The following is a 25852-nucleotide window of genomic DNA, read 5'->3' on the forward strand; positions in this document are numbered from 1 at the left end:
TTGAATGAATTTTTTGCTATTTTTTGAAAAAAGGGGATGAATAAATGAAATATCGCAAATTGGGAAGAACGGGGCTAAAGGTTAGCGAAATCAGCTTGGGAAGCTGGCTTACATACGGAAACTCCATCGAAAAAGAAACGGCCATTCGGACGATTGACAAAGCGTATGAGCTAGGCATCAATTCATTTGATACAGCGAACGTTTATGCAACTGGGGAAGCGGAAAAGGTTGTCGGTGAAGCATTGCGGAAATATCCGCGTGAATCATATGTTTTGGCAACGAAAGTATTTTGGCCGATGGGAGATGGCCCCAATGACAAAGGCTTATCGCGGAAGCATGTGTTTGAACAGCTCCATGCCAGTTTAAAACGCCTTCAATTAGATTACGTTGACATTTATTACTGCCACCGCTATGATCCGGAAACACCGGTCGATGAAACGTTGCGCACAATTGATGATCTTGTCCGGCAAGGAAAAGTGTTATATGTCGGCGTCAGTGAATGGACTGCTCAGCAAATACAAGAAGCTCTTGGCACAGCAGATCGATATTTGCTGGACCGCATCGTGGTCAACCAGCCGCAATATAATATGCTGAACCGTTATATTGAGAAGGAGATTATTCCAGTCTGCGAACATAACGGTATTAGCCAAATTGTTTTTTCGCCGCTTGCACAAGGTGTTCTGACGGGGAAATATAAGCGCAATGGAGACATCCCGGAAGGAAGCCGTGCGAGTGATCCAAAAGCAAATAAATATATCAATGATTTGCTGACAGATGAAAATTTATTGAAGGTAGAAAAATTAGGAAAAGTGGCGGATAAATTAGGAATTAAACTTTCCCAATTGGCGATTGCTTGGGTATTGCGGCAGCCGAATGTTGCCAGCGCTCTGATCGGATCCACCAAGCCGGAGCAAGTCGAAGAAAACGTCAAAGCAATTGATGTGGAATTAACGGAAGATGTGCTCGAGGAAATTGAGCAAATCCTGTCGTAGTTCTCCTTATGGCAGAATTTTGATTGAAGAACAGACGTTTCAATAAAAAAGGGGAGAAAGGATTGTTTTTGTTCAACAAGTCTTTCTCCCTTTTATTTTTCATTTTTTGGACTTGGAAGCGATGCAGTCACCCCTTTAATTTCTTAATTGATTTGAGTGCCGGACCTTCTACAACATCGCCGTCTATTGAAAATCTCGAACCATGGCATGGACAATCCCATGTTTTCTCGCCGCTGTTCCATTCTAATTCACAGCCTAAATGGGTGCAGGTAGTATCTACGATGTGGAGGCTGCCATTTTCATCTTTGTAGGCACCGGCTCTTTTTCCGTTATAGGAAACGACTGCTCCTTCATCAGGGGCTAAATCTTCCGGCTTTCTTAGAGCAAACTCAAGCTTTCCTTCAATCAAATGCTTTGCAACATCTGTATTTGTTGAAATAAACTGCTTCACGCTTGGATCTGCTTGAAATCTTGCTGGGGTAAAAAGCTCGCGATATCGGTTTTCCTTCCCTTTAATTATATCGACAAGCAGTCGTGCGGCGGCTGTGCCGTTTGTCATTCCCCATTTTCGAAACCCTGTCGCAAACAGGATATTTGCTTTCTGTTCGTTTATATGTCCAATATAAGGAATTTTATCCAACGTTGTTAAGTCTTGAGTAGACCATCGGTAAGGAATTTTTTGTATGCCGAATGCTTGATCGCCAAAAGCTTGAAGGGACTCGTAATGCTGAATCATCGGGATTCCTTGTCCAGTTTTATGATTTTCACCTGCGATCAGCACAAGCTTTTCTCCATTGATCGTGACGGACCGAAGCGACCGAACCGGATTTTCGGCGCTGATGTACATGCCGCCGGGATACTCAATTTTTGTTTTGACAGCAATAATATACGATCTTTCCGCATACATTCTTGAAAAATAAAAGGCGGCATCATAGAAAGGAAAATGCGAACAAATGAATACATAGTTGCACAAAATGTGATAACCGTCTTTTGTCAAAATTTTCGGGTGTGGGCCATGTTTTATATCGACAGCTGTTGTATTCTCATAGATGTCTATCCCTTTTTCCGACGCGTTTTCCACAAGCTTTTGCAAATATTTTAACGGATGAAATTGGGCTTGATTTTTCATCACAACTGCTGTTTTTGCCTGTACGGGAACAGGGATATTTTCCACAAGCTCTCCTTGAATTCCAAGCTTTTCATATGCTTTATATTCGTTTTCGATTTTTTTTATGTAATGCTCTGAATTCGTATAAACATATGCATCCTCTTCTTTCCAATCGCATTCGATGTTGTGCTCCTGTATCGTTTGTTTGATAAACTCCATCGCATCGCTGGCTGCTTCATAATATAGCTTTGCATTGCTATCCCCAAAGTGCTGTATAAATTCATCATAAATCAGCCCGTGTTGTGCGGTGACTTTTGCGGTTGTATGTCCGGTCGTACCATTTAAAATACGATCCGATTCGATCAGCGCGGTTTTGATTCCTTCTTTCGCAAGCAGATAGGCGCTTGTGATGCCTGCGATCCCGCCGCCAACAATCGCTACATCAACAAAAATATCTTTGTCAAGCTTGTTGAAGGAGGGCAGCTGAACAGAATCTGGCCAAAACGGTTTCGAAAGCTTAGGAAGTTCATTTTTACTAACGGCTTCTTTCATAAAAAAGTTCCTCCTATTAGATCTGATGATGCTTTTATCTTTTCCTAATATTTGGGTTGTTATGTGCATCTGATAATTTTGAGCGACCTTTTTATTTCAATTAAGATATGCTGCTACGTTTCAAAGAAATAAGTTTTTTGCTGATTCCAATCATTCCTTGCTTCTACTTAGGGTTGCTGTAGGAAAATGCAGATTGAGAACACTAAGTAAATTCCGAAATAAAAAGCCTAATTCTCTCATTTTAAATGATGAGAAATTAGGCTTTTTCCTTAATTAGACAATATAAATTATAATGGACAAACATTAAAGCATAAGTTTCTTTACGAAGAGCACTCGAATAGTTATTATATGACTACAACCGAAATAACTAAAATGACACATTTTTATTATCATTGTATTCTTTAAGTAATTTTTCACATAAATCCTTGCAAATTCCTTGAGAATGGTATCTACTCAATAATTCACTTAGGTTTATGAATATTTTATTTTCATTCAGTAGCGTTGCATAAAAAAATTTAATGTTTGTCAAGCTCAATAAAAATTCCAGTTATTTCATGTAACTGAATATTCAGACATACAATCTTTCTAAGCAAGCTTAAAAGGACAATGACGTCTTAATCGGCAGTCCATTTCCACAATTTGGTAATATATTACAGAAACATTGGATCATAAACTAAATCGTCTAGGTGTTCCACCTCCCCTTCTTCAAATTGGTACACGATGGTTTCAAAATCTTTTTCCCAATGGTATTTTTTCCGACCGTTGGACGTTCGAATTGGCTTTTTAAAAAGGGAGCGAACAAAACAGTCAAAACCTTTAAAAAGCAGATTCTGTAAAGTTCGCTTGATCTCTAATAAAGGACCATCGTGATTCACTTTTAATTGGAGCATGGCCTGTAAGCAATAGGTGATTAGGGCGATCCAAATTTGATTGTAAACGGCATTTTGACTTTTTCCATAAAATCTTTTTATCTTAAGGTGCTGTTTCATCCATTTAAAGAAGGTCTCTATCTTCCAGCGATATCGGTATAAATCTGCAATCTCTTCCGCAGAAAGATCAAAGCAATTGGTTATGATGATCACGGGATTCCCTTCGCTGTCGACCGTTTCGATCAATCGGAGAGGATGAGTCATTTTGGTATGATTACGGTCATTTCCTAAAATGACAATCTGATCCCTATAAATCAAACGTTCTGGATTGGGAATCCGTTCCGATAAAACTTCAATCTCTGCGTTCTTTTTAAGCCGGGTAATGAATCGCACCCCTTCTCGGCATAAGCGGTCGAACTGTTTGTAATCGACATACCCTCGATCAAACAAGTAAATCGCATTTGGATCGATTTCAATGAGTTCGTCCATCTGTGTGCGATCGGCATGTTTCGCGGGTAAGATAATCCCTTGATCCGGAACAGTGATATCCTTCGTTACAACAACCTTTAAATGGAGTCGAACACCAGCCTTTGTCTTACGAAAAGTTGCCCATGGATATTGGCTCAAACTCATGCTCATCGTGGTAGAATCAATGACCAGAAGACGACCAATGTTTCGGATGATCGGGGCATTTTTCATTTGCCCTTGGATCTTTAAGACCAGATATTTAAATACTTTTTCAAACAGTTGAGGGGATAATTGGCCTAATTTGCGAGAAAGTTGCGAAGTACTAATTGCATCAAATTCCAGATATGTCTGCAACTCTTCCTTGTCTTTCAAATGTTTGGCCAATTTTGTTAAGCTTTCCAATTCGTTTAACTGAGCGATGATACAAAGTTGTAAAAACTTATACGCCGTTAATTTTTTAATGTATTTGTCAACGTCAATCACATTAATTAGTTTTGAAAAAGTTATTGGATCGATCTCTTTAAATAGTTCATTTATTGTGGATTCTGTGGTATTCTTATCCATAATGGTTTCTCCTTATTCTTAGGATTTGGATAGGACTGCCAATCCTAATTATAAGGAGTTTTTTTATATCCAAAAAGATGAAATTTAACATAAAATTGGGCTTGACAAATTAAAATTAACTTAATGCAATGCTACTGATTTTCATTTAATATATTTTTAAAATCTTGATAAGTGCCCTTTCTATTAATTTTCACCTTTGTTTCAGGGAAAAGGCTATTTATTTTATTATTGACTTTGTTATTGATTCTTCACTCTCAGCCACTGGGTTTTATAATGTTGAAGCAAAAGTCAAAATTGTTTCGATAAAATGTATATCATCTTCATATAAACCATTTTTTCATCCATTCACTTACAGCTAAAATCCCCACAAGTATCACTCCTAAAAAAATAAGACATCTGCCATACGAATAGCTCAGCTTACAGCTATTGCAATGTTCTCAGCGGTAGTTTTACTCATTCTAGTATTCTTTTTTAAGTAAACTGGAAGTCTTGTTCTAACCATAGCAGCTGCATCTGAACCAGCATTTTCAAATTGCGTTAACCAATTTCCGATTTTTTACTATTATTTTTAAACGTTCTGGCAGTAGCTGCGTCTATTATGTTAAAATGTCTTGCCGCATCAAATACCGCATCTCCACCCGCTCTAAGCAACTGTGCGACTTTCACTATAACACCCATATTATAATGAGTACTGCCTAAAAATCCATTTTGAGAAGCTTAAAATGTAATAGTAATGATAACCATTGTGAACATTAAACTTTATTCAGCACCCTTTAATAGGTACAATGAATATTGACACCGCGAGCGAACAAAAGCTGGAATATCGGTGTAAAGGAGTGTGTCTGTCTTGTTTGATTTAATGCCTTTAATGCTGGAGCGAGTGGGAATTTTAGTCATTTTAGCTTTTTTGTTATCAAGGATGAAGGCATTTCGGCGAATGATTCATCATGAGCATGGATTAAGCGAAAAGCTAATGCTGATTGCCGTATTTGGATCTTTTGGCATTATTAGTAATTATACTGGTGTCGAAATTGCTCAAGGCAATATCAGCTCACAAACATGGCAAATAGAAGTGGATGGAGATGCCGCAATTGCCAATACAAGAATTATGGGAGTAGTGATTGGGGGATTGCTTGGCGGTCCATTCGTCGGCATCGGCACTGGTCTAGTAGCAGGACTGCATCGGATGACATTAGGAGGATTTACCGCGTTTGCTTGCGGAGCATCTACTATTTTGGCTGGATTCGTGACCGGTTTCCTTTGGAAGCGTTTTAGAATAAAAGACAATTTTTCACCTTGGAAAGCTGTTTTGACCGGAATTTTTATGGAATGTACTCAAATGGGACTTATTCTCTTACTTGCCCGCCCGTTTGAATCCGCAGTTAAGCTTGTAGAATTAATCGCTCTTCCGATGATTACGATTAACGGATTTGGGACTCTTATTTTTATTTTAATTATTCATTCGATTCTAGTGGAGGAAGAGCGGACGAAGGCTCTTCAAACACATAAATCTTTTTACATCGCACAGCAGACCTTGCCATTTTTCCGAAAAGGCTTAAATGAGCATTCGTGTAAAAAAGTGGCGGAAATTATTTTAAAATGGACGAAAGCAGATGCCATTTCCATTACTAATCGGGAAATTGTCCTCGCTCATATCGGTGCCGGTTCTGATCATCATAAGCAAGGGCAAACTTTAGTAACAAAGCTGACAAAAAAGGTTTTAGAGCGGGGGAAAATCATTAAAGCAAAATCGAAGGAGGAAATCCAATGCCCAAATTCTGATTGTCCGCTTCAGTCAGCGATTGTTATGCCGCTTCAAGTACACAACCAAACGGTTGGCACGTTAAAGCTTTATTTTTTAGACCCGAGTCTTATGGATAAAGTGGAGCAAGAGCTGGCGGAAGGACTTAGCAAGCTGTTTTCTACCCAATTGGAGCTTGCTGATGCAGAACTGCAGAGAAAACTGCTGAAAGATGCAGAAATTAAAGCTTTGCAGGCGCAAATTAATCCGCATTTCCTGTTCAATTCGTTAAACACGATTTCCAGCTTGATCAGAACTGATGCGGATAAAGCTAGAAAGCTTCTTTTAAAATTAAGCGTGTTCTTCCGAAGTAATTTACAGGGAGCTAGACAATTTGTCATTCCGCTTGAAAAAGAGCTTGAGCATGTTGAAGCGTACTTATCTATTGAGCAGACAAGATTTCCTGATAAATATCATGTAAGTTTTGATATTGACCAAAGCTTAAAGAAAGTAATGGTTCCGCCGTTTACGCTTCAGCCTCTCGTCGAAAACGCTATCAAGCACGCTTTTGCCAATAAGGAGCATGGGAAAGTGTCCATTCGGGCGTATGCAGAAAATGATCAAATGATCTTAATCACCGAAGATAATGGCAGCGGCATTCCTGATCATTTATTGCGCCAATTGGGAAATCAGACCGTTCAATCGAATGATGGAACAGGAACAGCTCTTTGGAATATAAAAAAACGAATAGAAGAAATTTATGATTCCGCCGGAGCCTTCCATATTAAAAGTGATGAAAATGGAACGAAAGTGACGATTAAGTTTCCATTAGAAATGAAAGGAGAAGTAGCCGTATGATCAAGGCTTTTATCGTGGAGGATGAACCGTTGGCAAGAGACGAACTTATTTACTTGCTTAAAAGGAGCAAGCAGGTAGAGATTGTTGGGGAAGCGGAACAAATGGATGAAGCGATTGAAAAAATCCGCCAGACCGACATGGATGTGATCTTTCTCGATATACAGCTGTCATCTCATGAACAAGGGATTAGACTTGCTGAAAAGCTAATGGAGATTGATCATAGACCTGAGATTGTTTTTGCAACCGCTTATGATGAGTACGCTTTAAAAGCATTTGAGCTGAATGCGGTTGATTACATTTTGAAGCCGTTTGATGAAGAAAGGATATTTCATACAATTGAAAAAATTTCAAAGCGGCTGGAAGCTCGCCAAGAAAAAAGACCGCAATATTTTCAAATGCAGGATGAAAAGATTCCTGTGTCATTAGACGACCGCATTCTGCTTATTAACGTGAAAGATATTCTTTATATTGAGTTTAATGACGGAAAAACCATTATCACTTGCCGCGATCAAAAATATGAAGTTAAAGAATCGCTTGTCACTTTTGAAAGAAAGCTGCAGCAAACGCACATCATGCGTGTTCATAGAGCTTATTTAGTCAACTTGAATGAAATAGTTGAAATTCAGCCGTGGTTCAACTCCACGTATCATGTAATCATGAAAAATGGCGAATCGATCCCGGTCAGCAGAACTTATACGAAGGAACTGAAAAAGCGATTGGGCATTTAAAAAAAGCTGAAAGCTTTAAGCAATATTTGTGACAAAATTGTTGCAATTCAATTTAAGAAATTGACGATTTATCCCCGGATTCTTGCATTTTGTTTTGAAAACCGATCATGAAGATGTTTATTTAATACAATGATGTAAAAAGCAAGAACAAAGGGGAGGTTACAAAAAAATGAATGCGATTACAATCGTGATTGCCTCAATGTGTATTTTAATGATCGCCTACCGTCTTTACGGAACATTTATGGCTGTAAAAGTGTTGAAGCTGGATGATTCAAAACCGACACCAGCTCACGAATTAAATGATGGAAAGGATTATGTTCCGACGAATAAATGGGTAAGCTTCGGGCATCACTTTGCCGCTATTGCTGCAGCAGGACCGCTCGTCGGACCGATCCTGGCCGCACAATTTGGATATTTGCCCAGTCTACTGTGGCTTTTGATTGGTGCCGTAATTGGGGGAGCCGTCCATGATGCAGTCGTTTTATTTGCTTCCATGCGGCAAAAAGGGAAATCATTATCGGAAGTAGCAAAAGAAGAATTAGGTCCGGTAGCCGGCTTTTGCACAGGACTTGCCATGCTGTTTATTATTACCATAACAATGGCTGGTCTTTCCATGGTTGTTCTTCATGCATTGGAAAAAAACCCTTGGGGCACGTTTGCAGTCGGAATCACCATTCCTATTGCAATGGGAGTCGGAATTTTCTATAAGAAAACAGGCAATTTAAAATTAGCTTCAACAGTTGGCTTTATTTTATTAATGATAGGTGTTTTCGCAGGACCTTCCATACAAGAAACAGCTCTTGGGGATTGGTTGACATTCGATACTAAAACTTTGGCGCTTATTTTACCAATCTATGCATTTTTTGCTGCGGCTTTGCCGGTTTGGCTGCTGCTTGCTCCTCGTGATTATTTGAGCAGCTTTATGAAAATCGGTGTGTTCATTGCGCTGATCATTGGTGTTTTTATCATTAATCCTTCTATTGAAATGCCGGCCTTTACAGAATTTATCCACGGCGGAGGGCCGATTTTAGCTGGACCTGTTTGGCCGTTTATATCGATTACAATTGCATGCGGTGCGATTTCAGGATTTCACGCTTTTGTCGGATCGGGTACAACGCCGAAAATGCTTAATAAGTGGAGCGATATAAAAGTTGTCGGCTTTGGAGCCATGTTGGTGGAATGTTTGGTCGGCATCATGGCGCTGATCGCTGCAACAGCTCTTCATCCGGCAGATTATTTTGCGATCAATTCCGCGCCGGAAGTATTCCGGACACTTGGAATGGATGTTATTAATTTACCAGCTTTAAGCCAGGAAATAGGTTTAAATTTGGAAGGAAGAACAGGTGGAGCGGTTACACTTGCAGTTGGAATGACTTATATTTTTACTGCGATTCCATGGTTTGAGAATTTGGCTTCGTATTTTTTCCAATTTGTTATAATGTTTGAGGCTGTTTTCATTTTAACTGCGATTGATGCAGGAACACGTGTAGCACGTTATTTAATTCAAGATTTCTTCGGTGAAGTGTATAAACCATTGAAAAAGGTAGACTCCGTTCCGGCTTCCGTATTTGCAAGCGCTTTAGCCTGTTTTATGTGGGGGTACCTGCTTTACTCAGGAGATATTGGATCGGTTTGGGCATTGTTTGGCGTATCGAACCAGCTGATGGCATCCATCGGACTGATTGTCGGTGCGACAGTTATTTTAAAAATTGCCGATAAACGAAGATATATGCTTACTTGCCTCATTCCGTTAGCTTATTTATTTGCTACAGTAAACTATGCTGGCTACTGGATGACCGTAAATGTTTATTTGAATCCGGAAGCTGCAGGCTACAACGTATTAAACGGAATTTTATCCATCATTATGCTCGTTCTTGGTATTGTCATCTTGGCAACGGCATTGAAAAAATGGATTGAAATATGGAATGATCCGGGCTTTCAAATGGAGGCTAAATCAGCCTGACACAAGGGTAATTGGGCGGCTCATTTGTTGATGCCGCTCTTTATTTGTTTAAGCATCACAACAGCGGTGGCGACAGAGGAGGAGAAATGATCAAACGATGGCAAAAAAACTTAATGGAAGTAATGGATCGTAAAAGCAATATCATGTACAATAACAACTAACTAATTAGTTAGTTGTATAAAAAAGGGTGATTTTTATGGCGAGAAATAAAGGAGAAGAGAGCAAAAAGAAAATATTTCAAGCTGCTGCGGAGCTGTTCGCTCATAAAGGTTTTCATGCTACAAAGATCAGCGATATTGTGGCAAAAGCAGGGCTCACGCAGGCAGCTTTTTATCTTTATTTCAACAGCAAGGAAGAAATTTTCGAACAAATGCTTGAAGATTTTGAAAAGCAGTTAATTCATTTTAGTGATGCAGGAAAAAAAGTGGCTGATATACAACCGGAGCAAGTGAAAGACCATGTCCGTGAGACAATCGCTGACATTCTGAAGTTTCTCGGAAAAAATCCTCACTTAACGAAAGTTGCACTCAGGGAGAACAAAGATGATCGTTTACGAAGCATCATTGTTGAAAAAATAGCAGCAAATATGAGCAACAATCAAAGACTTGGAATTGTTAAAACGGAAATTGACACTCAATTTGCCGGTGAAGCATTTCTCTCAGTGATCGAGCACATTATTGAACGATATGTAATGACAGGAGAAAAAACAGAAAATGAACTTGCGGACCAAGTGTCCCTTTTGTTCTTAGAGGGGATTTTGAATAAAAATTAAAAGGAGGAACATGAAAGGTGCTGGAATGACGTTAACATCATTTCGCATTAGTGTATATGCGAAATAAAAAAACGAGATTAGATCAGTCGTTTTCCATTGGATAAAATGCTATTTAAAACCGCTAACCAATTTATTCGGTTAGCGGCTGCTCCGTTTTATTAAACGTTACACGATTTGCCAGTTCTAAGTCTTTCACGGCGTCTTCAGCTGTAACAAATCCTTCCCATCCTTCTTCTTCAATGATTCGGCAAAAATCAAGGAAACGGTCTTGGACCATTGCCTCATACCACAATTGCCGCTGCTCCAATTTGATTGTCCGTTCGTATGAAATGCTGGATAGTGCTTCAAGCGGGAACGATTTATTTTTGAAACAATGAAAGGCTGAAGAGCGTACTTTTTCAACAGCGTTTTCTACCGGTTTTTTCGGTATGCTGTCTAGTATTTGATCGATCAGCTCGCCCTGTTCTTTTGAGATTTTGCCCTCTAAAAATAATTTTTGGGGAATCCATCCTTCAAGTACAATCCGTCCATGAGTGCAATGAATTTCCCATTTTGTCGATTCCGGTGCGTCAGGATCCATCGTAAAGCCGTGGTAATATTGAACAGGAACTAAAGAATATATGTTGTTTTCCGAACTTTTTTCGTCTTGTTGATAAACTGGTTTATGAAGAACGCTTGCCCAAACACGCTGTTTTTCACCGTTTTCCTCCGTCAGAGCAAAACCGTTCGCATCGACCGCTTCTCCGAGTATGTGGCGACCGACCTCAAAAAAATGAACTCCATGTTCAATAAAAATGCCTCCGCTTAGTTGATCATTCCAAAACCAATGGCCATTGGCGACGTGATGAGCCGAGTTGGTGAGACTTGCATGATGCACGAATCCAAGCAGCCGATGGCGGACGATCCATTCAACAGCTTCTACTAGCGGATTGTAACGCAATACAAGGTTCACGGCGAATGCACGCTTTTGTTTTTTTGCATAGTTCGCATTTTCCAAAAGTTCCTTGGCATAAAGGGCACCAGGTTTTTCTAACAAGACATGCTTTCCGTGTGTTAAAGCCAGTCGGCTAAGTGAGGAGTGAAGATGAGGCGGTGTTGCTAAAATGACAATATCGATTTCAGGATCGGCTATAAGGTCGGCTGCCTCATAATATTCTTTTGGCGTTATCGCATTATGTCTCTGTTTTTGAAAAGCAGCCATCACGCTCTCCCGTTTTGTATCCGTCCTTCCTGCGACAGCTGTCAATTGAAATTCAGGCAGCCGTGCAAGCGCACCGGACAAAAAAGTGGCAAAAGCGCCCGCACCTGCGATCCCCACTCGGTAAGTCTTCATCTTGCCAGACATGGTGTTTTCCCCCTTTACGTTATGGAATTTGACAACTTCATTATAAACGAAAATATAGTCTCGTAAATTTTGAATTGCACAATTAGTAGGATGTATATTTTTCAAAACCGATTCTGTCAAGTGTAAAAAAAGTTTGAAAGATTTGCGTGAATGAGAGCAAGGAAATGACAGGATGATCGTTGAATCAAATCTAGGAAACCTGCTCAAACAACGATTCCTAACAAATAACTTTTAATTATTTACAGTAGATGAGCAAAATCACTAACATAAATTTACATCGAAACAAAAAAGGAGACATGAACCCGATTCCTTGGTTAGAATAGATGTGCCAACAAACCATTCACACAAGGAGGTTCATGTCTCATGAATAGATTAGCACATCATCAAGGAATCCACAAGTTTTTCACGATGTTGGGGTTGGCACTTTATTTTTCAAAACCTGTCATGAAGCATCTCGTTCATATCGTGGATGCGATGATCACGAAAGGCTTTTCTGGAACGTTGACCGATCTTCATCATTGGAGCTTTCACCCCAATCATCGAACGACACTCAGCCATTTTTTCACGAAAAGCCCTTGGGATGAAGAGACGCTGCTTCGCAAACTCCAGCAATGGATGCTTCATCGTGTCGAACGGATCGCCAAACAGAAAAATCAACCCCTTTTTGTTTCGATCGATGATACGATTTGCCAAAAAATCAAGCCTTCGTCACGGGCAACGCACGCCATTCAAGGGTGTGATTGGCACTATTCTCACACAGAGAAAAAGTCGATCTGGGGACATTCTCTTGTTTGGCTCATGGTTCATACGATGACCCAGGCTTTTCCCTTTGCGTTCCGCCTCTACGACAAGGCGGCTGGGAAAAGCAAGGGGGAACTCGCGATCGAGATGCTTTCTTCTTTGGATGTACGCCGTCCCGTTTATGTGCTGATGGATTCGTGGTATCCATCGCAAGCGCTCGTGGAAGCCTGTCTGAAAAAAGGATTTCACGTCATCGCGATGCTCAAAACGAACCGGATTCTCTATCCGAAAGGCATCGCCATCCAAGCCAAACAGTTTGCCCGCTATATCGAACCGAACGACACCCATCTCGTCACGGTGGGAGAAGAGCGTTATCGCGTGTATCGCTACGAGGGATCGCTGAAAGGTCTCGATGATGCCGTTGTGTTGTTGGCTTGGAAAGCCGATCAGCCGATGACACCCGAACATCTTCACTGCGTCTTGAGCACCGACCGGGAGCTAAGCGATGAAGAGATCTTGCGCTACTATGCCCAACGTTGGTCGATCGAATGCTTTTTTCGACAAGCGAAAGACCAGCTGAAGCTCGATGGGTACCGCGTTCGTCAACGTCGGGCGGTGAAACGGTATTGGATCTTGGTGCAACTCGCTTATGTGTACAGTATGGTCGAGTCCAACCGGGATTTCTCTACTGGGCTTGATCTTCTCCGAACGAAGAAAGGGCATAGTCTCGTCGAGTTCATTTACCATGCAGCGAAGCAAGATATTCCCATTGATGTTGTCAAAAAACAGCTCCATGTGGCATAAGGGGTACCCTGTTTGTCTCTTTTGGTATGGTAATTATTGTTATGAAAATTGCTCATCTACAGATTATTTATTTGTATGCAAAAGCGATTGCCATCATGATTCAAAGGAAATTCGGGATTTGCTTCTGGAAAAATCCAATCTGCCTTGATTATAAACATTAGAAAATATAGCTTTTCTGTAAATGGGCTGATGCGGACAGTTTGGAATCACTTATTGATGCTAAGCTTGTTGAACAAAAATCAGCTTTCGAAAATATTTGCCGGCGCTTTCATTAGTTTAGTTGAGACGGGGAAAAATATAACTGCTGCAACAAAATTTTTTGTAATGTTTAAAATATTAAAACAATCAATTCATATTTTTTGATATGATGAAAGTAAGGTTTTCAAAAAGAGGTGTAAAATGGATTTTCCTGTTTATATACATTTGGGTCCTGTTTCGATTCATCCGCATTTATTTTTTGAGACTTTGGCTTATTTTGTTGGTTTCAGAGTTTACTTGCATACGAGAAATAAAGAAAGAATTCCGCTTGATAAGGCGATATGGGTCGTGATCGGTGCGATAGCCGGGGCTGCGTTAGGATCAAAGCTCCTGTATTGGCTTGAAAATCCTGTTGAAACGCTGAAAAATGTGACGAATCTCAACTATTTAATGGCCGGGAAAACGATCGTCGGTGGATTGCTGGGAGGATTGATCGGAGTTGAAACCGCAAAAAAGCTAATCGGCTGGAAGCGATCGACAGGCGATGATTTTGTCTTACCGCTTAATATTGGCATGAGCATTGGCAGGATAGGCTGTTTTTTCACCGGCCTCTCAGACCATACGCACGGCACCCCAACGACTTGGGTGACGGGTGTTGATTTTGGAGACGGCGTGCTGAGACATCCAACTCAAATATATGAAATTGTCTATTTATGGCTGATCGGTTTTTTCGTTCTATACATAAGAAAAAAGAAAACAGCTCCGTGGGAAGGGTTTCTGTTCCAGTTTTTTATGGTTTCCTATTTGCTGTTTCGCTTTTTTATTGATTTTATCAAGCCGACACCTCACCCGTATTTTGGGTTAAACAACATTCAGTTAGCAGCTTTCGTCGGATTGATGTACTATTTGTTCCTTATAAGAAAAAAAAGAAGGGAGAAATTTCAGTATGCCAAATAGACCATACATTTTCTATGAATTAACGAACAGCATTTGTTCAAAATGTTTGCGGAAAACGGAAGCAAAAGTCATATTTGAGAATGATCAAGTTTTTTTAGTAAAACATTGCCGTCATCATGGAAGAGAAAAAGTATTGATCTCAACCGATATCGAATATTACAAAAAATGCCGTGAATTTTTGAAGCGTGCAGAAATGCCGTATCGCTGGAATACCTCCATTCAATACGGGTGCCCATATGATTGCGGCTTATGTCCGGATCACGAGCAGCACAGCTGCTTGGCATTGGTGGAAGTTACGGATCAGTGCAATTTGCAATGCCCGATCTGTTATGCGGAGTCTTCCCCGAAAAAACAGAAATGGCGCTCACTAGAGGAAATTGAGAAGATGTTTGATGCGATTGTGAAAAATGAGCGGGAACCGGATATCGTTCAAATCAGCGGCGGTGAACCAACGATCCATCCACAGTTTTTCGAGATATTAGAAATGGCGAAATCGAAGCCAATTAAGCATATAATGGTGAATACAAACGGAATTAAAATTGCCCAGGACAAAAAATTTGCTGAAAAGCTGGCTCGCTACATGCCCGGATTTGAAATTTATTTGCAGTTTGACAGTTTTGAAAAAGAGGCGTTAATCGATCTGCGCGGAGTAGATTTGCGTGCAGTTCGAGAGAAGGCAATAGAACATTTAAATGAATACAACATTTCCACAACATTAGTTGTCACGTTAAAAAAAGGTGTAAACGATCAGGAGGTCGGAAAAATCATTAAATACGGTCTTTCGCAGCAGGCAGTCAGGGGAGTCACCTTTCAGCCGGTGCAAATTGCCGGAAGAACAAAAAATTTTAACCCTGCAACTGACCGATTAACGTTGAGCGAAGTTCGCAGCATGATTATCGAGCAATCGGAGGTTTTTCAAGCAGACGATATTATTCCTGTCCCTTGCCATCCTGACTGTTTGGCTATGGGGTATGCGCTGAAGTTAAACGGGGAAGTGAAGCCTCTGACGGGTATGATCGATCCACATATTCTCCTTGAAGGAGATCAAAATACGATCGTATTTGAACAAGATGAACAATTGAAACATAAAGTTTTTGAGCTATTCAGTTTAAATCATTCTCCCGGCTCTTCCGCGATGTCACTAAAAGATTTATTATGCTGTCTGCCGAAAGTAGCGATACCGGAAAATATTAGCTATAACAATGTGTTTCGTGTAATTATTATGCAATTTTTAGATGCTTACAACTTTGATGTTCGTTCAGTTAAAAAATCCTGTGTTCATATTGTACATCACGACGGCCGCATCATTCCGTTTGACACGTATAACTTGTTTTACAGGGACAGCCTTGAAAACCGGCTGAAAGAAATTCAAACAGAAATGGCGATGACTGTGCATGAATGAGCATACAAAAGACATTTGGAAAGGCATCGGTATTGTGCTTCTTTTACATGGGCTATTGTTGATTTTTCCGATTACGATCTTTTTTATCGGTTTTGTTCAGGTGATTTATATCATTCCAGCAGTCGTGATCGCCTTAATGAAAAGAAAAACAGCGATTGCTCAAGGAATACTGATCGCAGCTGGGATTACGTTTTTAGTGAATACAGCATGTTTCGGAGTGTTTATGATGGGATGGTACTAACGTAAAGAGTTTACAAACATGGTATAAAAAGCTGTAAATAAAACTTGTAGAGAAAAATATTGTCCTTCTCTACAAGCTCTGTAGCGCTAATCTAGGGGAAAATGGTCAAATTCTAGGATTAACTTTCATAATGCCCTTTCGCCTCTTTTTTCGGCCATATTGTATAGCTGAAGCTCCATAAAAAATCGATAAACAGGATGAACGTCCATTTTGCCGAAAATGATAAAAGTGCTTCTGTTTTCTGGAAATCGTTGACGAAAAGAACCATGAACAGGAGAAGTGCATTCCCAATAATCCATGCTAGAAGGTGGCGGTACCAGCCTTGCCGTTCGTAAGCAGCATGCTGTTTTCCGAATTGAGGCCGTTTATTTGGCCGCTTTCCTCCAGCAAATCGGTAAGCAAACTGTTCATCCGCCCATTGAATCATCCGTTTGCCAAATGCAACCGAAACCCCAATATATACAGCAGACAATCCGTGTACAAAATGAGCTGTTGCGCCGTCTTTCAAATCGAAAACCGTTGCGATGATTAAAACAAGATCGATAAGAGGCGTACACAATAGAAGGAGCGACCCGATTTTTTTCCAGCCTAGAATATATCTGGCGAATAATCCGGCGCCGACAAATATCCAAAACAAAATTTCGCATATGACAATGAGCCAACCGATCATGATTCCACTCCTTTTTAAAACACACGTATTAAATAAAAATTTAACACAAGTGTATTAAAAAAACAACCATGATATAATAAAAATATGCCGAAAAAAGTGGATCACGTAAAACAAAGAGAAAAAATTGCTGTAGCGACATGGAATGTCATTGCGAAAGGCGGGATGGAAAAAGCAACCGTTCGCAATATTGCGAGAGAAGCAGGAGTTTCCGTTGGTTCATTAAGACATTATTTTTCAACTCAAGCAGAATTGCTGTCATTTGCAATGAAATTGGTGTCGGAAAGGGTGAGTCAACGAATTAACGAAATTGATTTTTCTATGCCGCCGCTTGATGCAATGAAAAGGATGATCCGGGAGGTTTTGCCGCTTGAAGATGATACAAAGAAAGAAATGGAGGTATGGTTTGCTTTTACCCAGAAAGCTCTTTCGGAGCCGGAACTTCAGTCTTTAAGCAAAGAAGTATATCTTAAAATGCGTTATGGATTTGAACAGGTCATCAAGACTTTAGTCAAACTTGATCTTGCGCGGCCGAATATCAATGTAGAGCTGGAGGTGGACCGTCTGTATGCACTGATCGATGGCTTGGCCATTCATGGATTAATGCATCCGGAATATTTATCTAATGAGATGATCGAATCCATTTTGGACAGTCACTTAAAATCTTTGTGCAAACAAGAGGTTTTATAATGGTTTCCGTCGAAACTAAGAATATAAATCAAACAAATTCACATCCGCAAAAAAATGAAAGTTTAGGAATCCTTTCTAGCTTCTGATATAAAAGGAGGTGGGAAAATGGTTCAGCTTTATTACACAGATCAATTCAGTTTTGCACCTATTGTTGCTCTGCAGCAATCATTGAAAGAACATGAGAAAAAACAGTCTATTGTTGAAAAAATATATGAATCCAATCTTGGGGCCCAATCAGAAAAGGACAACATAAAAGATTTGAAGAAGGAAGCGCTGGCACACGGATCTGTTCTGAAAACAATCACGTTAAAAAGGGGGAAGTCAAACGCTCTAATCGTTCCTTGGAAATCAACTAAGTTCTACGCGAAAGCAAGGGGGCGGGCAGGATTTGGGCGTTTTGACCGCCTCGGTGAAAAAATTGATGATCTAGCTTCAGAATATGTTTATTTAAAAAACTGGATTGAAGAAAATTTTTTTGGTGAACAACGAAAAGAGCGGCTCGACAAACTCGATCATTTTTTTCAACAAAGCATCCAACAGTTAGCTGATTCTTTTTCAAAATCAGTTGGCGGCTTTTTTGTGAAGCATGGTCTCCCAGACGTGAAAGAGGAGATGTATAACGATATTTTAAAAGCTTATGAACAGCGCATCGAACAATATACATCTTTTTTACGCAAGCATGAGGATTATGCCCCAATCGACAGAACGGATGGTGAACAGCTGTTAAGGGGAAACCATACTTTTAAGTTGGAGGCGCTCCGCCAACAATTTTTACAGAAGGAAAGCGCTTTAGAAACCGGCGATCATTATACAATATATGATTTTGAAGCGGCTGGGTCCTTTTATCAAGAAGCGGTCCGAACAGAACATGGCTATACGGCTGCAAAAAGCGAAGAACAAATCGGGATTGAACTCGGATTATTAGGGATGAAGCTGGAAGCATTGCTTCATACACCATTGTCTGAAAAAATGCGTGGCAACCTTGAGCATGTATACCATTCATATATCCAAAAAACGATTGAATCATACAACCGCTTCCAGGAGGAAAAGAGGGAAGAAGCATATGGACGGAGCAAAAGGGCTTATTCCATACTTGATTCGAAAATCATCGATGACATTATTTCAAGTATGAGAAGGCACGCAAAAGAAAAAAATATAGATCATGTCTTTTTGCATATTATACCGTCTGCTTACGTTTCATATGAACAAAAAACAAATGATGCGAATTGGAATGATCTTGTCCGTTATCATTCCTCAAAAAACGACTGGGACATGTTTTTTCAAAATGATTGGTCGGCGCATCATGCGTATTATCCATTTACTTACAATAATCTTATCAACAATTGGAACTCTTTTATAAATAAAACAGAGGGTCTATTGGATATGAAATTTGATCAAGAGGCGGTCATTTTTGAAGCGAGAATTTAATTTATGAAGAAATGGATAATCAAACATTAAATGGAAAAAAGTCCGTTCTTTGAAATCATTTACAATGTTGCGATGGATGAAAAATTCATAAATTTGAAGGGAAAATGGAGATCCACGTCAAAATCCCAGTATTTTACCTCTGGGACTTTGACGTGGATTTTTTATTTCGGGTGCAAGTGTAATAAAATGGAAAGGTCTTTGCATCATTCAAGAAAAAAGGAATAGCAGATCAACAAGAAAAATAGTTAAACGATTCATCACCGTTATGAAGACATAATGAGCGGCCGCACCGCCTAAATTTCATAGTTTGAGGAGTAAAGTAAGAATTGTTCCTCTAAAGAAAACTTGGGAAGGTTAGTCAATGTAACAAAGGATGTAAACATTGATAACCTGACGATTCGGTTCTTTTATATGTGTTAACAAACGAAATTAAGTAAATAAATTAAACAAACTTTGCGATGTGAGCCATTGACAGATCGTCATGAACTGAAAGAAATGCAAAAGGAGGACACGTCGTTATTGATGACCGTTGTTCCTCCTGTCCATCTGCGGTCAAAACGAATTACATTTCACAGCTCTGATCGTTGCATAGTCCTCCGCCATCAGCTGCCAGTGGTTTGAGCGGCGAAGAAGAGTTTTCTTCATCCCATATTTTTTGAAAGCTTTTCAAAAATACTTCTGTTGGCTGCGCCCCAGAAATGGCATATTTGCGGTTGATGACGAAAAACGGCACACCTCTGACACCGAGACGTGAGGCTTCCTGTTCATCTTTTCTAACTTCCTCTTCCAATTGACCGCTTGAAAGCACTTGCTTGACTTCGTCGCCATCCAAGCCGATTTCTTCTGCGAGTTCAACTAAAACTTGATGGTCACTGATTAATTTCGATTCAGTGAAATAAGCATAAAAGAGCCGTTCGTGCATTTCTCTTCCTTTCCCTTTTTTATCCGCATATTTCGCTAATCGATGGGCATCGAACGTATTTGTTGGCTTCATTTCCTCGAAGCGAAATGTCAATCCGACGGACTCTGCCTGTTTGGCAACATCGTTATTTGCCCGCTTCGCTTCCTCAACGGAAATGCCGTATTTTTGAGCAATGATTTCATGGATGGAAAGATCGTATTCCTTTTTGGCGGTTGGATCAAGCTCAAAGCTGCGGAACACTATTTCCGCTTGCTCTTTGTGCGGAAACAGCTCAAGCGCTTTTTCCATCCGCCGCTTTCCGATATAGCAAAATGGGCAAACATAATCAGACCATATTTCAATTTTCATGTTTTCACCTTCTTTTATGAATCAATCGCACATCCATTGTATCGAATGAAAAGAAACAACTTCAACTTTTTCGACTTGACAGAAAGAAACAGGAAAACTTCATTTTTCATAAAACATTTAAATGATTGAATCTGTTTCGGACCTATGACGTTTGCGAAAAAAGCGTGAGATTTATCTGCAAGAAGATGTAAAATGTTGATCAACGGAATGGAATCGGAGCGTTTCATGTAAAACGGCCAGCGAAACATTAAAACTAACAGCGATTTTGTTAATATTACAGATGAAATCAACCTGAAGCCTTTTTATTAAAAAATTACGGAAAAAAATGAACTTTTTCCTTTCACGATTTGTATAAACAGATGAATGATGGGAAAGGAGATGACAATTATGCCTGTAACCGGCTGGGTAATCAGTTCAATTGTAGGCGGAATCATCGGAACGATTTTCGGTGTTTCGATCGCTTCTTTAAATAAAAAGGTCGTTCGGGATCGATGGGGAAACATTGATTTTAAAAAAACCGATCTTTATTTCTATTGGACCCGTTGGGATACGATTACGGTTATATCCGCAATTTATTCATTTTGCTGCCTCACAGGACTCTTTATCTTTCTAATAAGGGGAGATAACATTAACAGTCCTGTCATTCAATTTTTCCTTCATCAATCGTTTATGTTTACTTTAATGACGTTTCTTTGGTTCATCGGAAGAATCCTGTATGTGTTCAAAGGAATTAAAGAGCGGTGGTCAGATGAATTTAACAGATGAAAAGCTCATGGAAAAATTTCAAAACGGTGATACGGAAGCTTTGAACGAGCTTTATGAACGATATCGAGCACCGCTTTTCCGCTTTATTTACCGTTGTACACGGGACGACCAGCTTAGCATGGATGTCGTTCAAGATGCATTTTTGAAGCTGCAGCAAAAAAAGCATTACTTTTCCCCTGAAAAAGGGAGGCTGAAGACATATCTTTTTCAAATTGCTTATCATACGATGATCAGCAAAATAAAAATGAGAGCAAGGTGGCACCGTCTTCTTCCGTTTTTATATAAAGAGCCTGTCACCATATCCCGTTCCGATGAAAAAATGGAGGTCGAGCGGATGCTTCAATCGCTTTCAAACGAACAGCGGGCCGTTATCGTATTGTTTTATTATCATGATCTGTCACAAAAGGATATTGCGCGCATCTTAAACATACCTTTGGGCACGGTGAAATCAAGGCTGCATCAAGCGGTTCAAAAAATGAGGAAAGAATGGGGGATCGAATCTGATGGAAAAGGATCGTGAAATTGATAAATTATTAAAAAAATATACAGTGGAAGTACCGGATTTTCCAATGAAAAAGTCAAAAATGGAGAAGCTTGCTAATTGGCTGTGTGAAAAGGCTTCATTTCCGATTCCTGAAGAACGAATCACCTTTAAAGGGATGGTATGTATTCAGGTTATTCCAATTGTTGTTTCGCTAGCTGTTTCGGTTTGGATGATTTTGTGAACCGATGGATGGGATCATCTTTGCAGGTTGATCCCTTTTTCCATGAATTGCTCGCCGTTTAACTGACACTTGAAACAGGAGCTTCTCAGTTCTATAACGAAAGCATTGAGAGTGCAACGGACAGTCCTGCCTGCTAACTCGTCGAATCTGCTCTTATGTGACCCGGATCTTTTACAGTATAAAAGCTTAGCTCACACAACATTTTTCTATGCGAAGAACATATTTTAGAGAATGGAAACTAGCGTTCAGCACGTTAGAGAAGCCTTCATTTATTGGAATGCACCTTTCACGCGTTTGAAGAAGAGGAAGTTTGCCAATTTTCATACAAATTGATTGACAGGTTGATAGTTAAATGATTTAATAGTTAAATAGTTGAACTATTTAAAATAGGGGGCAGACAATGGATCGAAAAAAAATAGATGAATTGATCGAACGGTATATTAAGGTTTCGTTCATTGTGACGAAAAGAGCGGAGGAACTTGTGAAATGTGAAATTGATCCAGATATCACAAACGAACAACACTATCTTTTGCGCTATATCCATCAAAAGGAAAGGTGCACTTCAACAGAACTAGCTAATGTTTTTCGAGTGAACAAAAGCGCGATCACAGCGATGATTAATCGGCTTGTTGAGAAAGGATTTGTTCAGCGAATTCGCGATGAAAAAGACAGGAGGGTCATTTATTTGGCTTTGACTGAAAAAGGGAGCAATTTGTTTGCAAGTACAGAAGAGAGAGTTCATAAAGTTGTAGGATCGTTCATAACAAAATTTTCGGAGGACGAGATCGAATCATTTATTCAAACCTATGAAAAATTGGCAAACGTATTGCTTGAACTGGAGGTTGAGTCATGAGGGCAATCCTGAAAGGAAAATGGTTTGTACTCATTTTATGGCTTGTCGCTGTTATTGGTTTGCTCTTTACATCGCCAAACATGGAGGAGCTTGTGCGCGAAAAAGGGCAAATTACGGTTCCAGAAGGTTATTCCTCTTCGATCGCGAATGACATTTTAAAAGAAATTCAGAGCAAAGAGCATTCAGGAGATCTAATATCAGTCGCCCTTGTGCTGCATAATGAGGACGGGCTGACAAAGGAAGATTGGAAAGAAGCGGAACAAGCTGTAAAACAGCTTGAACAACACAGCGAGAATTTACGGATTACAGAAATTGTTTCGCCTTTTCATCAAGAGGAGTTAAAGGATCAGCTTGTTTCAAAAGATAAAACCACCATCTTGACGTCAATACAAATGGAAAGAGACGGAAGAACGGCAAAAGAAATGACATCCGCTCTTTATAAAGTGATCGATAATATTTCATTAGAGCATTATTATACCGGCAGCTGGATCATCGATGAAGACGTTATTGTCAGCTCGCAGGAAGGAGTGAAAAAAACAGAGGGCATAACAGTCGTGTTTATTTTGATTGTCTTGCTGATCGTTTTCCGCTCGCTTATAGCGCCATTTGTGCCGCTCTTGACAGTCGGCATGACATATTTGGCATCACAGTCAATTGTCGCCTTTTTAGTTGAAATGGTGAATTTTCCATTGTCCACTTTTACGCAAATATTTTTGGTCGCCATTTTGTTCGGGATCGGTACAGACTATTGCATTTTACTGTTAAGCCGCTTTAAAGAGGAGCTTGGCAAACAAGAAAGCCGAACTGAAGCGATTGTAACAACCTATCGCACGGCAGGAAAAACAGTGTTTTTCAGCGGTTTAGCCGTTATGATCGGCTTTGCGGCGATCGGATTGTCATCATTTAAGCTTTATCAATCGGCTGCGGCAGTCGCTGTCGGAGTCGCCATCCTGCTGGTAGCACTTATGACGCTTGTTCCGTTTTTCATGGCTGTGCTTGGCCCGGTGTTGTTTTGGCCAGTTAAAGGAAATCTGGAACATAAACAGAGCAAGCTATGGGACTTTGCAGGACGTTTTTCGTTCACCAGACCGCTTGTTTCTTTAATCATCGTAGGAATCATTACCCTCCCAGTGCTACTTTCCTATGACGGCAAGCTGTCGTTTAATTCCCTTCAAGAAATCGGGGATGATTACGACTCTGTCAAGGCTTTTAATATTATTTCGAAAAGCTTCAACCCAGGCGAAGCGATGCCGACAAAAATTGTGATCAAAAATGATGACAACATGAATAGGACGGAATACTTTGCTTTAATTGAAAAAATAAGCAGAAGCATCGAAAAAGTTGAAGGTGTCGAGACGGTCCGCTCAGTAACGAGACCGACAGGCGAACAGATCGACCAATTATTTGTGACAGAACAGGCGAAAACGCTGAAAGACGGAATTGTTCAGGGAAATGAAGGGCTTGAACAAATCAGCTCCGGTTTGAATGAAGCGAGCAAAGAGCTTTCTGCATCATCTCCGAAATTAAAACAAGCAACAGACGGTATTGAAGCGCTCGTTTCCGGAACAAATGAATTAAAAGCCGGCGTCGGTGATCTTGAAAAAGGGCTTTCGCAAGTTAAACAGGGGATCGAGAGCGGATCGATGGGGGCCGGTGACATAAAGAAAGGGCTTGAGACCGTTCAAAACAATGCGAAAAAGCTGCAATCCGGCGCAGAACAGCTTTTGAAAGGATATGAAACAGCCGGAAGCAGTCTATATTCATTGCTGAAACAATATCAACAGATGGAATCACATCTCGGTCAATTGTCAACACATTTATCCGGTATGAGTGATTCTTTAAACCGCATCGAACAACGACATCAGCAGCTTCAGCAGGATGCTGAGTATCAACAGGTGAAAATGGCAGCTTCCCAGCTTAGTGAACAAGCAAAACAAATGAGAAGCGGATTTCAGCAAATTAACGGAGCGCTTCAGCGAGTGACAAATGGAATAGAGCAGGCGAACCGTTCATATTCTGAATTACTTTCAGGTCAAAAAGCGCTTGTTAATGGAATGGGAGAGCTCATCAACGGGCTTGATCAGCTGCAAAAAGGGTTGGATAAGGCAGCGGTTGGACAGCAAACCATCATTTCAAAATTGCCGGAGCTGTCTAACGGCTTAAGCCAAGTCAACAATGGACAGGAGGAATTGCTGCAAGGTTTTTCTCAACTGGATGGACAAATGAATCAGCTGATTTCAGGCCTTGACAAAAGCGTGGATGGTCTAAATCAAGTAGCCGATGGTCTCGGTTCTGCTGAAAATTACTTATCGGGTCTTTCTTCTTCAAATCAGGAAATGGCAGGCTGGTACATGCCGAAGGAAGTGCTTGAAAGCAAAGAATTTGCGGATGCGAAAGAAGCTTACTTATCGAATGACGGCAAAGTGACAACCATTGATGTTGTTTTCGAGAAAAATCCATATTCAACTTCAGCGATGGATCAGCTTACTGAGGTCAAACAAGCGGTGGAGTTTGCCGTAAAAGACACGAAGCTTGAAAATGCGAAAATTGCCTATGACGGGGTTACTAGCATTTACTCCGACTTGAACGAGATTTCAGCAAACGACTACTCCCGCACAGTTGTATTGATGCTGATAGGGATTGCTCTTATATTAATTGCATTGCTGCGCTCGTTTGTCATGCCGATTTATTTAATTTTATCGCTTATTCTAACGTATTACACATCAATGGCAGTGTCAGAAGCCATTTTCGTTCGCCTTCTTGGATACGACGGTTTGAACTGGGCAGTTCCATTTTTCTCATTTGTCATTTTAATTGCGCTTGGCATAGATTACAGCATCTTCCTTATGAACCGCTTCAACGAATACAGAGATTTGCCTGTCACAGAAGCGATGCTTTCAGCTATGAGTCATATGGGAACGGTCATTATTTCCGCCGCGGTCATTTTAGGCGGAACATTTGCGGCGATGCTTCCGTCCGGTGTGCTGTCGCTGCTCGAAATTGCCACAATTGTTTTAACAGGATTATTTTTATATGCTCTTGTTGTACTGCCGCTATTTGTACCGGTAATGGTCAAAATGTTTGGTAAAGCGAACTGGTGGCCGTTTATGAAAGAGGAATAAGCGAGAAGGGAACATACGCTTTGTGCGTA

General features: G+C 40.3%; 22 protein-coding genes. 16 read left to right on the top strand and 6 right to left on the bottom strand.

What is annotated here, in order from left to right:
* The first annotated feature begins 44 nt into the window (after positions 1 to 44).
* Positions 45 to 992 carry an aldo/keto reductase family protein gene (locus NSQ71_RS08655; RefSeq protein ID WP_066246666.1) on the top strand — a complete coding sequence of 316 codons (948 nt, stop codon included), beginning with the start codon at positions 45 to 47 and terminating at the stop codon, positions 990 to 992.
* Positions 993 to 1119: 127 nt separating this feature from the next.
* On the opposite strand, the gene NSQ71_RS08660 is transcribed toward NSQ71_RS08655, so the two are convergent.
* The 3 genes from NSQ71_RS08660 to NSQ71_RS08670 all read right to left on the bottom strand — a co-directional run bounded on the left by NSQ71_RS08660 (position 1120) and on the right by NSQ71_RS08670 (position 5219).
* On the bottom strand, positions 1120 to 2652 hold the full coding sequence (locus NSQ71_RS08660) for an FAD-dependent oxidoreductase (protein WP_340733681.1): 1533 nt from the start codon (positions 2650 to 2652) through the stop codon (positions 1120 to 1122).
* Between the two features lie 650 nt (positions 2653 to 3302).
* Positions 3303 to 4553 (bottom strand): IS4 family transposase, encoded by a 1251-nt coding sequence (locus tag NSQ71_RS08665; protein ID WP_339192832.1) that lies wholly within the window; start codon positions 4551 to 4553, stop codon positions 3303 to 3305.
* A gap of 537 nt (positions 4554 to 5090) precedes the next feature.
* Complete coding sequence (locus NSQ71_RS08670) at positions 5091 to 5219, bottom strand: hypothetical protein (RefSeq protein ID WP_277986809.1); 129 nt, start codon at positions 5217 to 5219, stop codon at positions 5091 to 5093.
* 181 nt (positions 5220 to 5400) lie between these two features.
* Here NSQ71_RS08670 and NSQ71_RS08675 point away from each other — a divergent pair, with 181 nt between their 5' ends.
* The 4 genes from NSQ71_RS08675 (at position 5401) to NSQ71_RS08690 (ending at position 10615) form a co-directional block, all read left to right on the top strand.
* The gene (locus NSQ71_RS08675; RefSeq protein WP_339195527.1) at positions 5401 to 7152 is read left to right on the top strand and encodes a sensor histidine kinase; all 1752 of its coding nucleotides are present in this window, start codon (positions 5401 to 5403) and stop codon (positions 7150 to 7152) included.
* Positions 7149 to 7880: a LytR/AlgR family response regulator transcription factor gene (locus tag NSQ71_RS08680; protein WP_063389552.1), complete on the top strand. Its 732-nt coding sequence runs from the start codon at positions 7149 to 7151 to the stop codon at positions 7878 to 7880. Before NSQ71_RS08675 ends, NSQ71_RS08680 begins: the two co-directional genes overlap by 4 nt.
* A gap of 169 nt (positions 7881 to 8049) precedes the next feature.
* On the top strand, positions 8050 to 9843 hold the full coding sequence (cstA, locus tag NSQ71_RS08685) for a carbon starvation protein CstA (RefSeq protein WP_063389551.1): 1794 nt from the start codon (positions 8050 to 8052) through the stop codon (positions 9841 to 9843).
* A gap of 196 nt (positions 9844 to 10039) precedes the next feature.
* The gene (locus tag NSQ71_RS08690; protein WP_066246672.1) at positions 10040 to 10615 is read left to right on the top strand and encodes a TetR/AcrR family transcriptional regulator; all 576 of its coding nucleotides are present in this window, start codon (positions 10040 to 10042) and stop codon (positions 10613 to 10615) included.
* Between the two features lie 130 nt (positions 10616 to 10745).
* On the opposite strand, the gene NSQ71_RS08695 is transcribed toward NSQ71_RS08690, so the two are convergent.
* Entirely contained in the window at positions 10746 to 11960 is a 1215-nt protein-coding gene (locus NSQ71_RS08695; RefSeq protein ID WP_066246674.1) for a Gfo/Idh/MocA family protein, read from the bottom strand.
* Between the two features lie 363 nt (positions 11961 to 12323).
* On the opposite strand from NSQ71_RS08695, the gene NSQ71_RS08700 reads away from it, so the two are divergent.
* The 4 genes from NSQ71_RS08700 (at position 12324) to NSQ71_RS08715 (ending at position 16303) form a co-directional block, all read left to right on the top strand.
* Complete coding sequence (locus NSQ71_RS08700) at positions 12324 to 13505, top strand: IS701 family transposase (protein ID WP_311066339.1); 1182 nt, start codon at positions 12324 to 12326, stop codon at positions 13503 to 13505.
* Between the two features lie 399 nt (positions 13506 to 13904).
* Positions 13905 to 14660, top strand: a complete 756-nt coding sequence (locus NSQ71_RS08705) for a prolipoprotein diacylglyceryl transferase (protein ID WP_340733682.1) — start codon at positions 13905 to 13907, stop codon at positions 14658 to 14660.
* Positions 14650 to 16062, top strand: a complete 1413-nt coding sequence (locus NSQ71_RS08710; protein WP_094245724.1) for a radical SAM protein — start codon at positions 14650 to 14652, stop codon at positions 16060 to 16062. Before NSQ71_RS08705 ends, NSQ71_RS08710 begins: the two co-directional genes overlap by 11 nt.
* Entirely contained in the window at positions 16055 to 16303 is a 249-nt protein-coding gene (locus NSQ71_RS08715; protein ID WP_063389546.1) for a hypothetical protein, read from the top strand. The genes NSQ71_RS08710 and NSQ71_RS08715 overlap by 8 nt, the downstream gene beginning before the upstream one ends.
* A gap of 118 nt (positions 16304 to 16421) precedes the next feature.
* Here NSQ71_RS08715 and NSQ71_RS08720 read toward each other — a convergent pair whose 3' ends face one another.
* Positions 16422 to 16973: a hypothetical protein gene (locus NSQ71_RS08720; protein ID WP_144597989.1), complete on the bottom strand. Its 552-nt coding sequence runs from the start codon at positions 16971 to 16973 to the stop codon at positions 16422 to 16424.
* A gap of 84 nt (positions 16974 to 17057) precedes the next feature.
* On the opposite strand from NSQ71_RS08720, the gene NSQ71_RS08725 reads away from it, so the two are divergent.
* Complete coding sequence (locus NSQ71_RS08725; RefSeq protein WP_339211458.1) at positions 17058 to 17660, top strand: TetR/AcrR family transcriptional regulator; 603 nt, start codon at positions 17058 to 17060, stop codon at positions 17658 to 17660.
* A gap of 105 nt (positions 17661 to 17765) precedes the next feature.
* Positions 17766 to 19088 (top strand): hypothetical protein, encoded by a 1323-nt coding sequence (locus tag NSQ71_RS08730; protein WP_339195546.1) that lies wholly within the window; start codon positions 17766 to 17768, stop codon positions 19086 to 19088.
* Between the two features lie 562 nt (positions 19089 to 19650).
* Here the strand turns inward: NSQ71_RS08730 and NSQ71_RS08735 are convergent.
* A complete protein-coding gene (locus tag NSQ71_RS08735; protein ID WP_340733684.1) occupies positions 19651 to 20358 on the bottom strand; it encodes a DsbA family oxidoreductase in 708 nt (235 codons plus the stop codon).
* 387 nt (positions 20359 to 20745) lie between these two features.
* Here NSQ71_RS08735 and NSQ71_RS08740 point away from each other — a divergent pair, with 387 nt between their 5' ends.
* The 5 genes from NSQ71_RS08740 (at position 20746) to NSQ71_RS08760 (ending at position 25823) form a co-directional block, all read left to right on the top strand.
* Positions 20746 to 21123 carry a hypothetical protein gene (locus NSQ71_RS08740; RefSeq protein ID WP_063389541.1) on the top strand — a complete coding sequence of 126 codons (378 nt, stop codon included), beginning with the start codon at positions 20746 to 20748 and terminating at the stop codon, positions 21121 to 21123.
* A gap of 7 nt (positions 21124 to 21130) precedes the next feature.
* On the top strand, positions 21131 to 21643 hold the full coding sequence (locus NSQ71_RS08745) for an RNA polymerase sigma factor (protein ID WP_340733685.1): 513 nt from the start codon (positions 21131 to 21133) through the stop codon (positions 21641 to 21643).
* On the top strand, positions 21627 to 21848 hold the full coding sequence (locus NSQ71_RS08750; protein ID WP_094245728.1) for a hypothetical protein: 222 nt from the start codon (positions 21627 to 21629) through the stop codon (positions 21846 to 21848). The genes NSQ71_RS08745 and NSQ71_RS08750 overlap by 17 nt, the downstream gene beginning before the upstream one ends.
* 400 nt (positions 21849 to 22248) lie before the next feature.
* Positions 22249 to 22701, top strand: a complete 453-nt coding sequence (locus NSQ71_RS08755; RefSeq protein ID WP_063389539.1) for a MarR family winged helix-turn-helix transcriptional regulator — start codon at positions 22249 to 22251, stop codon at positions 22699 to 22701.
* Positions 22698 to 25823, top strand: a complete 3126-nt coding sequence (locus NSQ71_RS08760; RefSeq protein ID WP_340733686.1) for an MMPL family transporter — start codon at positions 22698 to 22700, stop codon at positions 25821 to 25823. Before NSQ71_RS08755 ends, NSQ71_RS08760 begins: the two co-directional genes overlap by 4 nt.
* Positions 25824 to 25852 lie beyond the last annotated feature (29 nt).

The organism is Aeribacillus sp. FSL M8-0235 (genome assembly GCF_038000355.1).
GTDB lineage: Bacteria > Bacillota > Bacilli > Bacillales > Aeribacillaceae > Aeribacillus > Aeribacillus composti.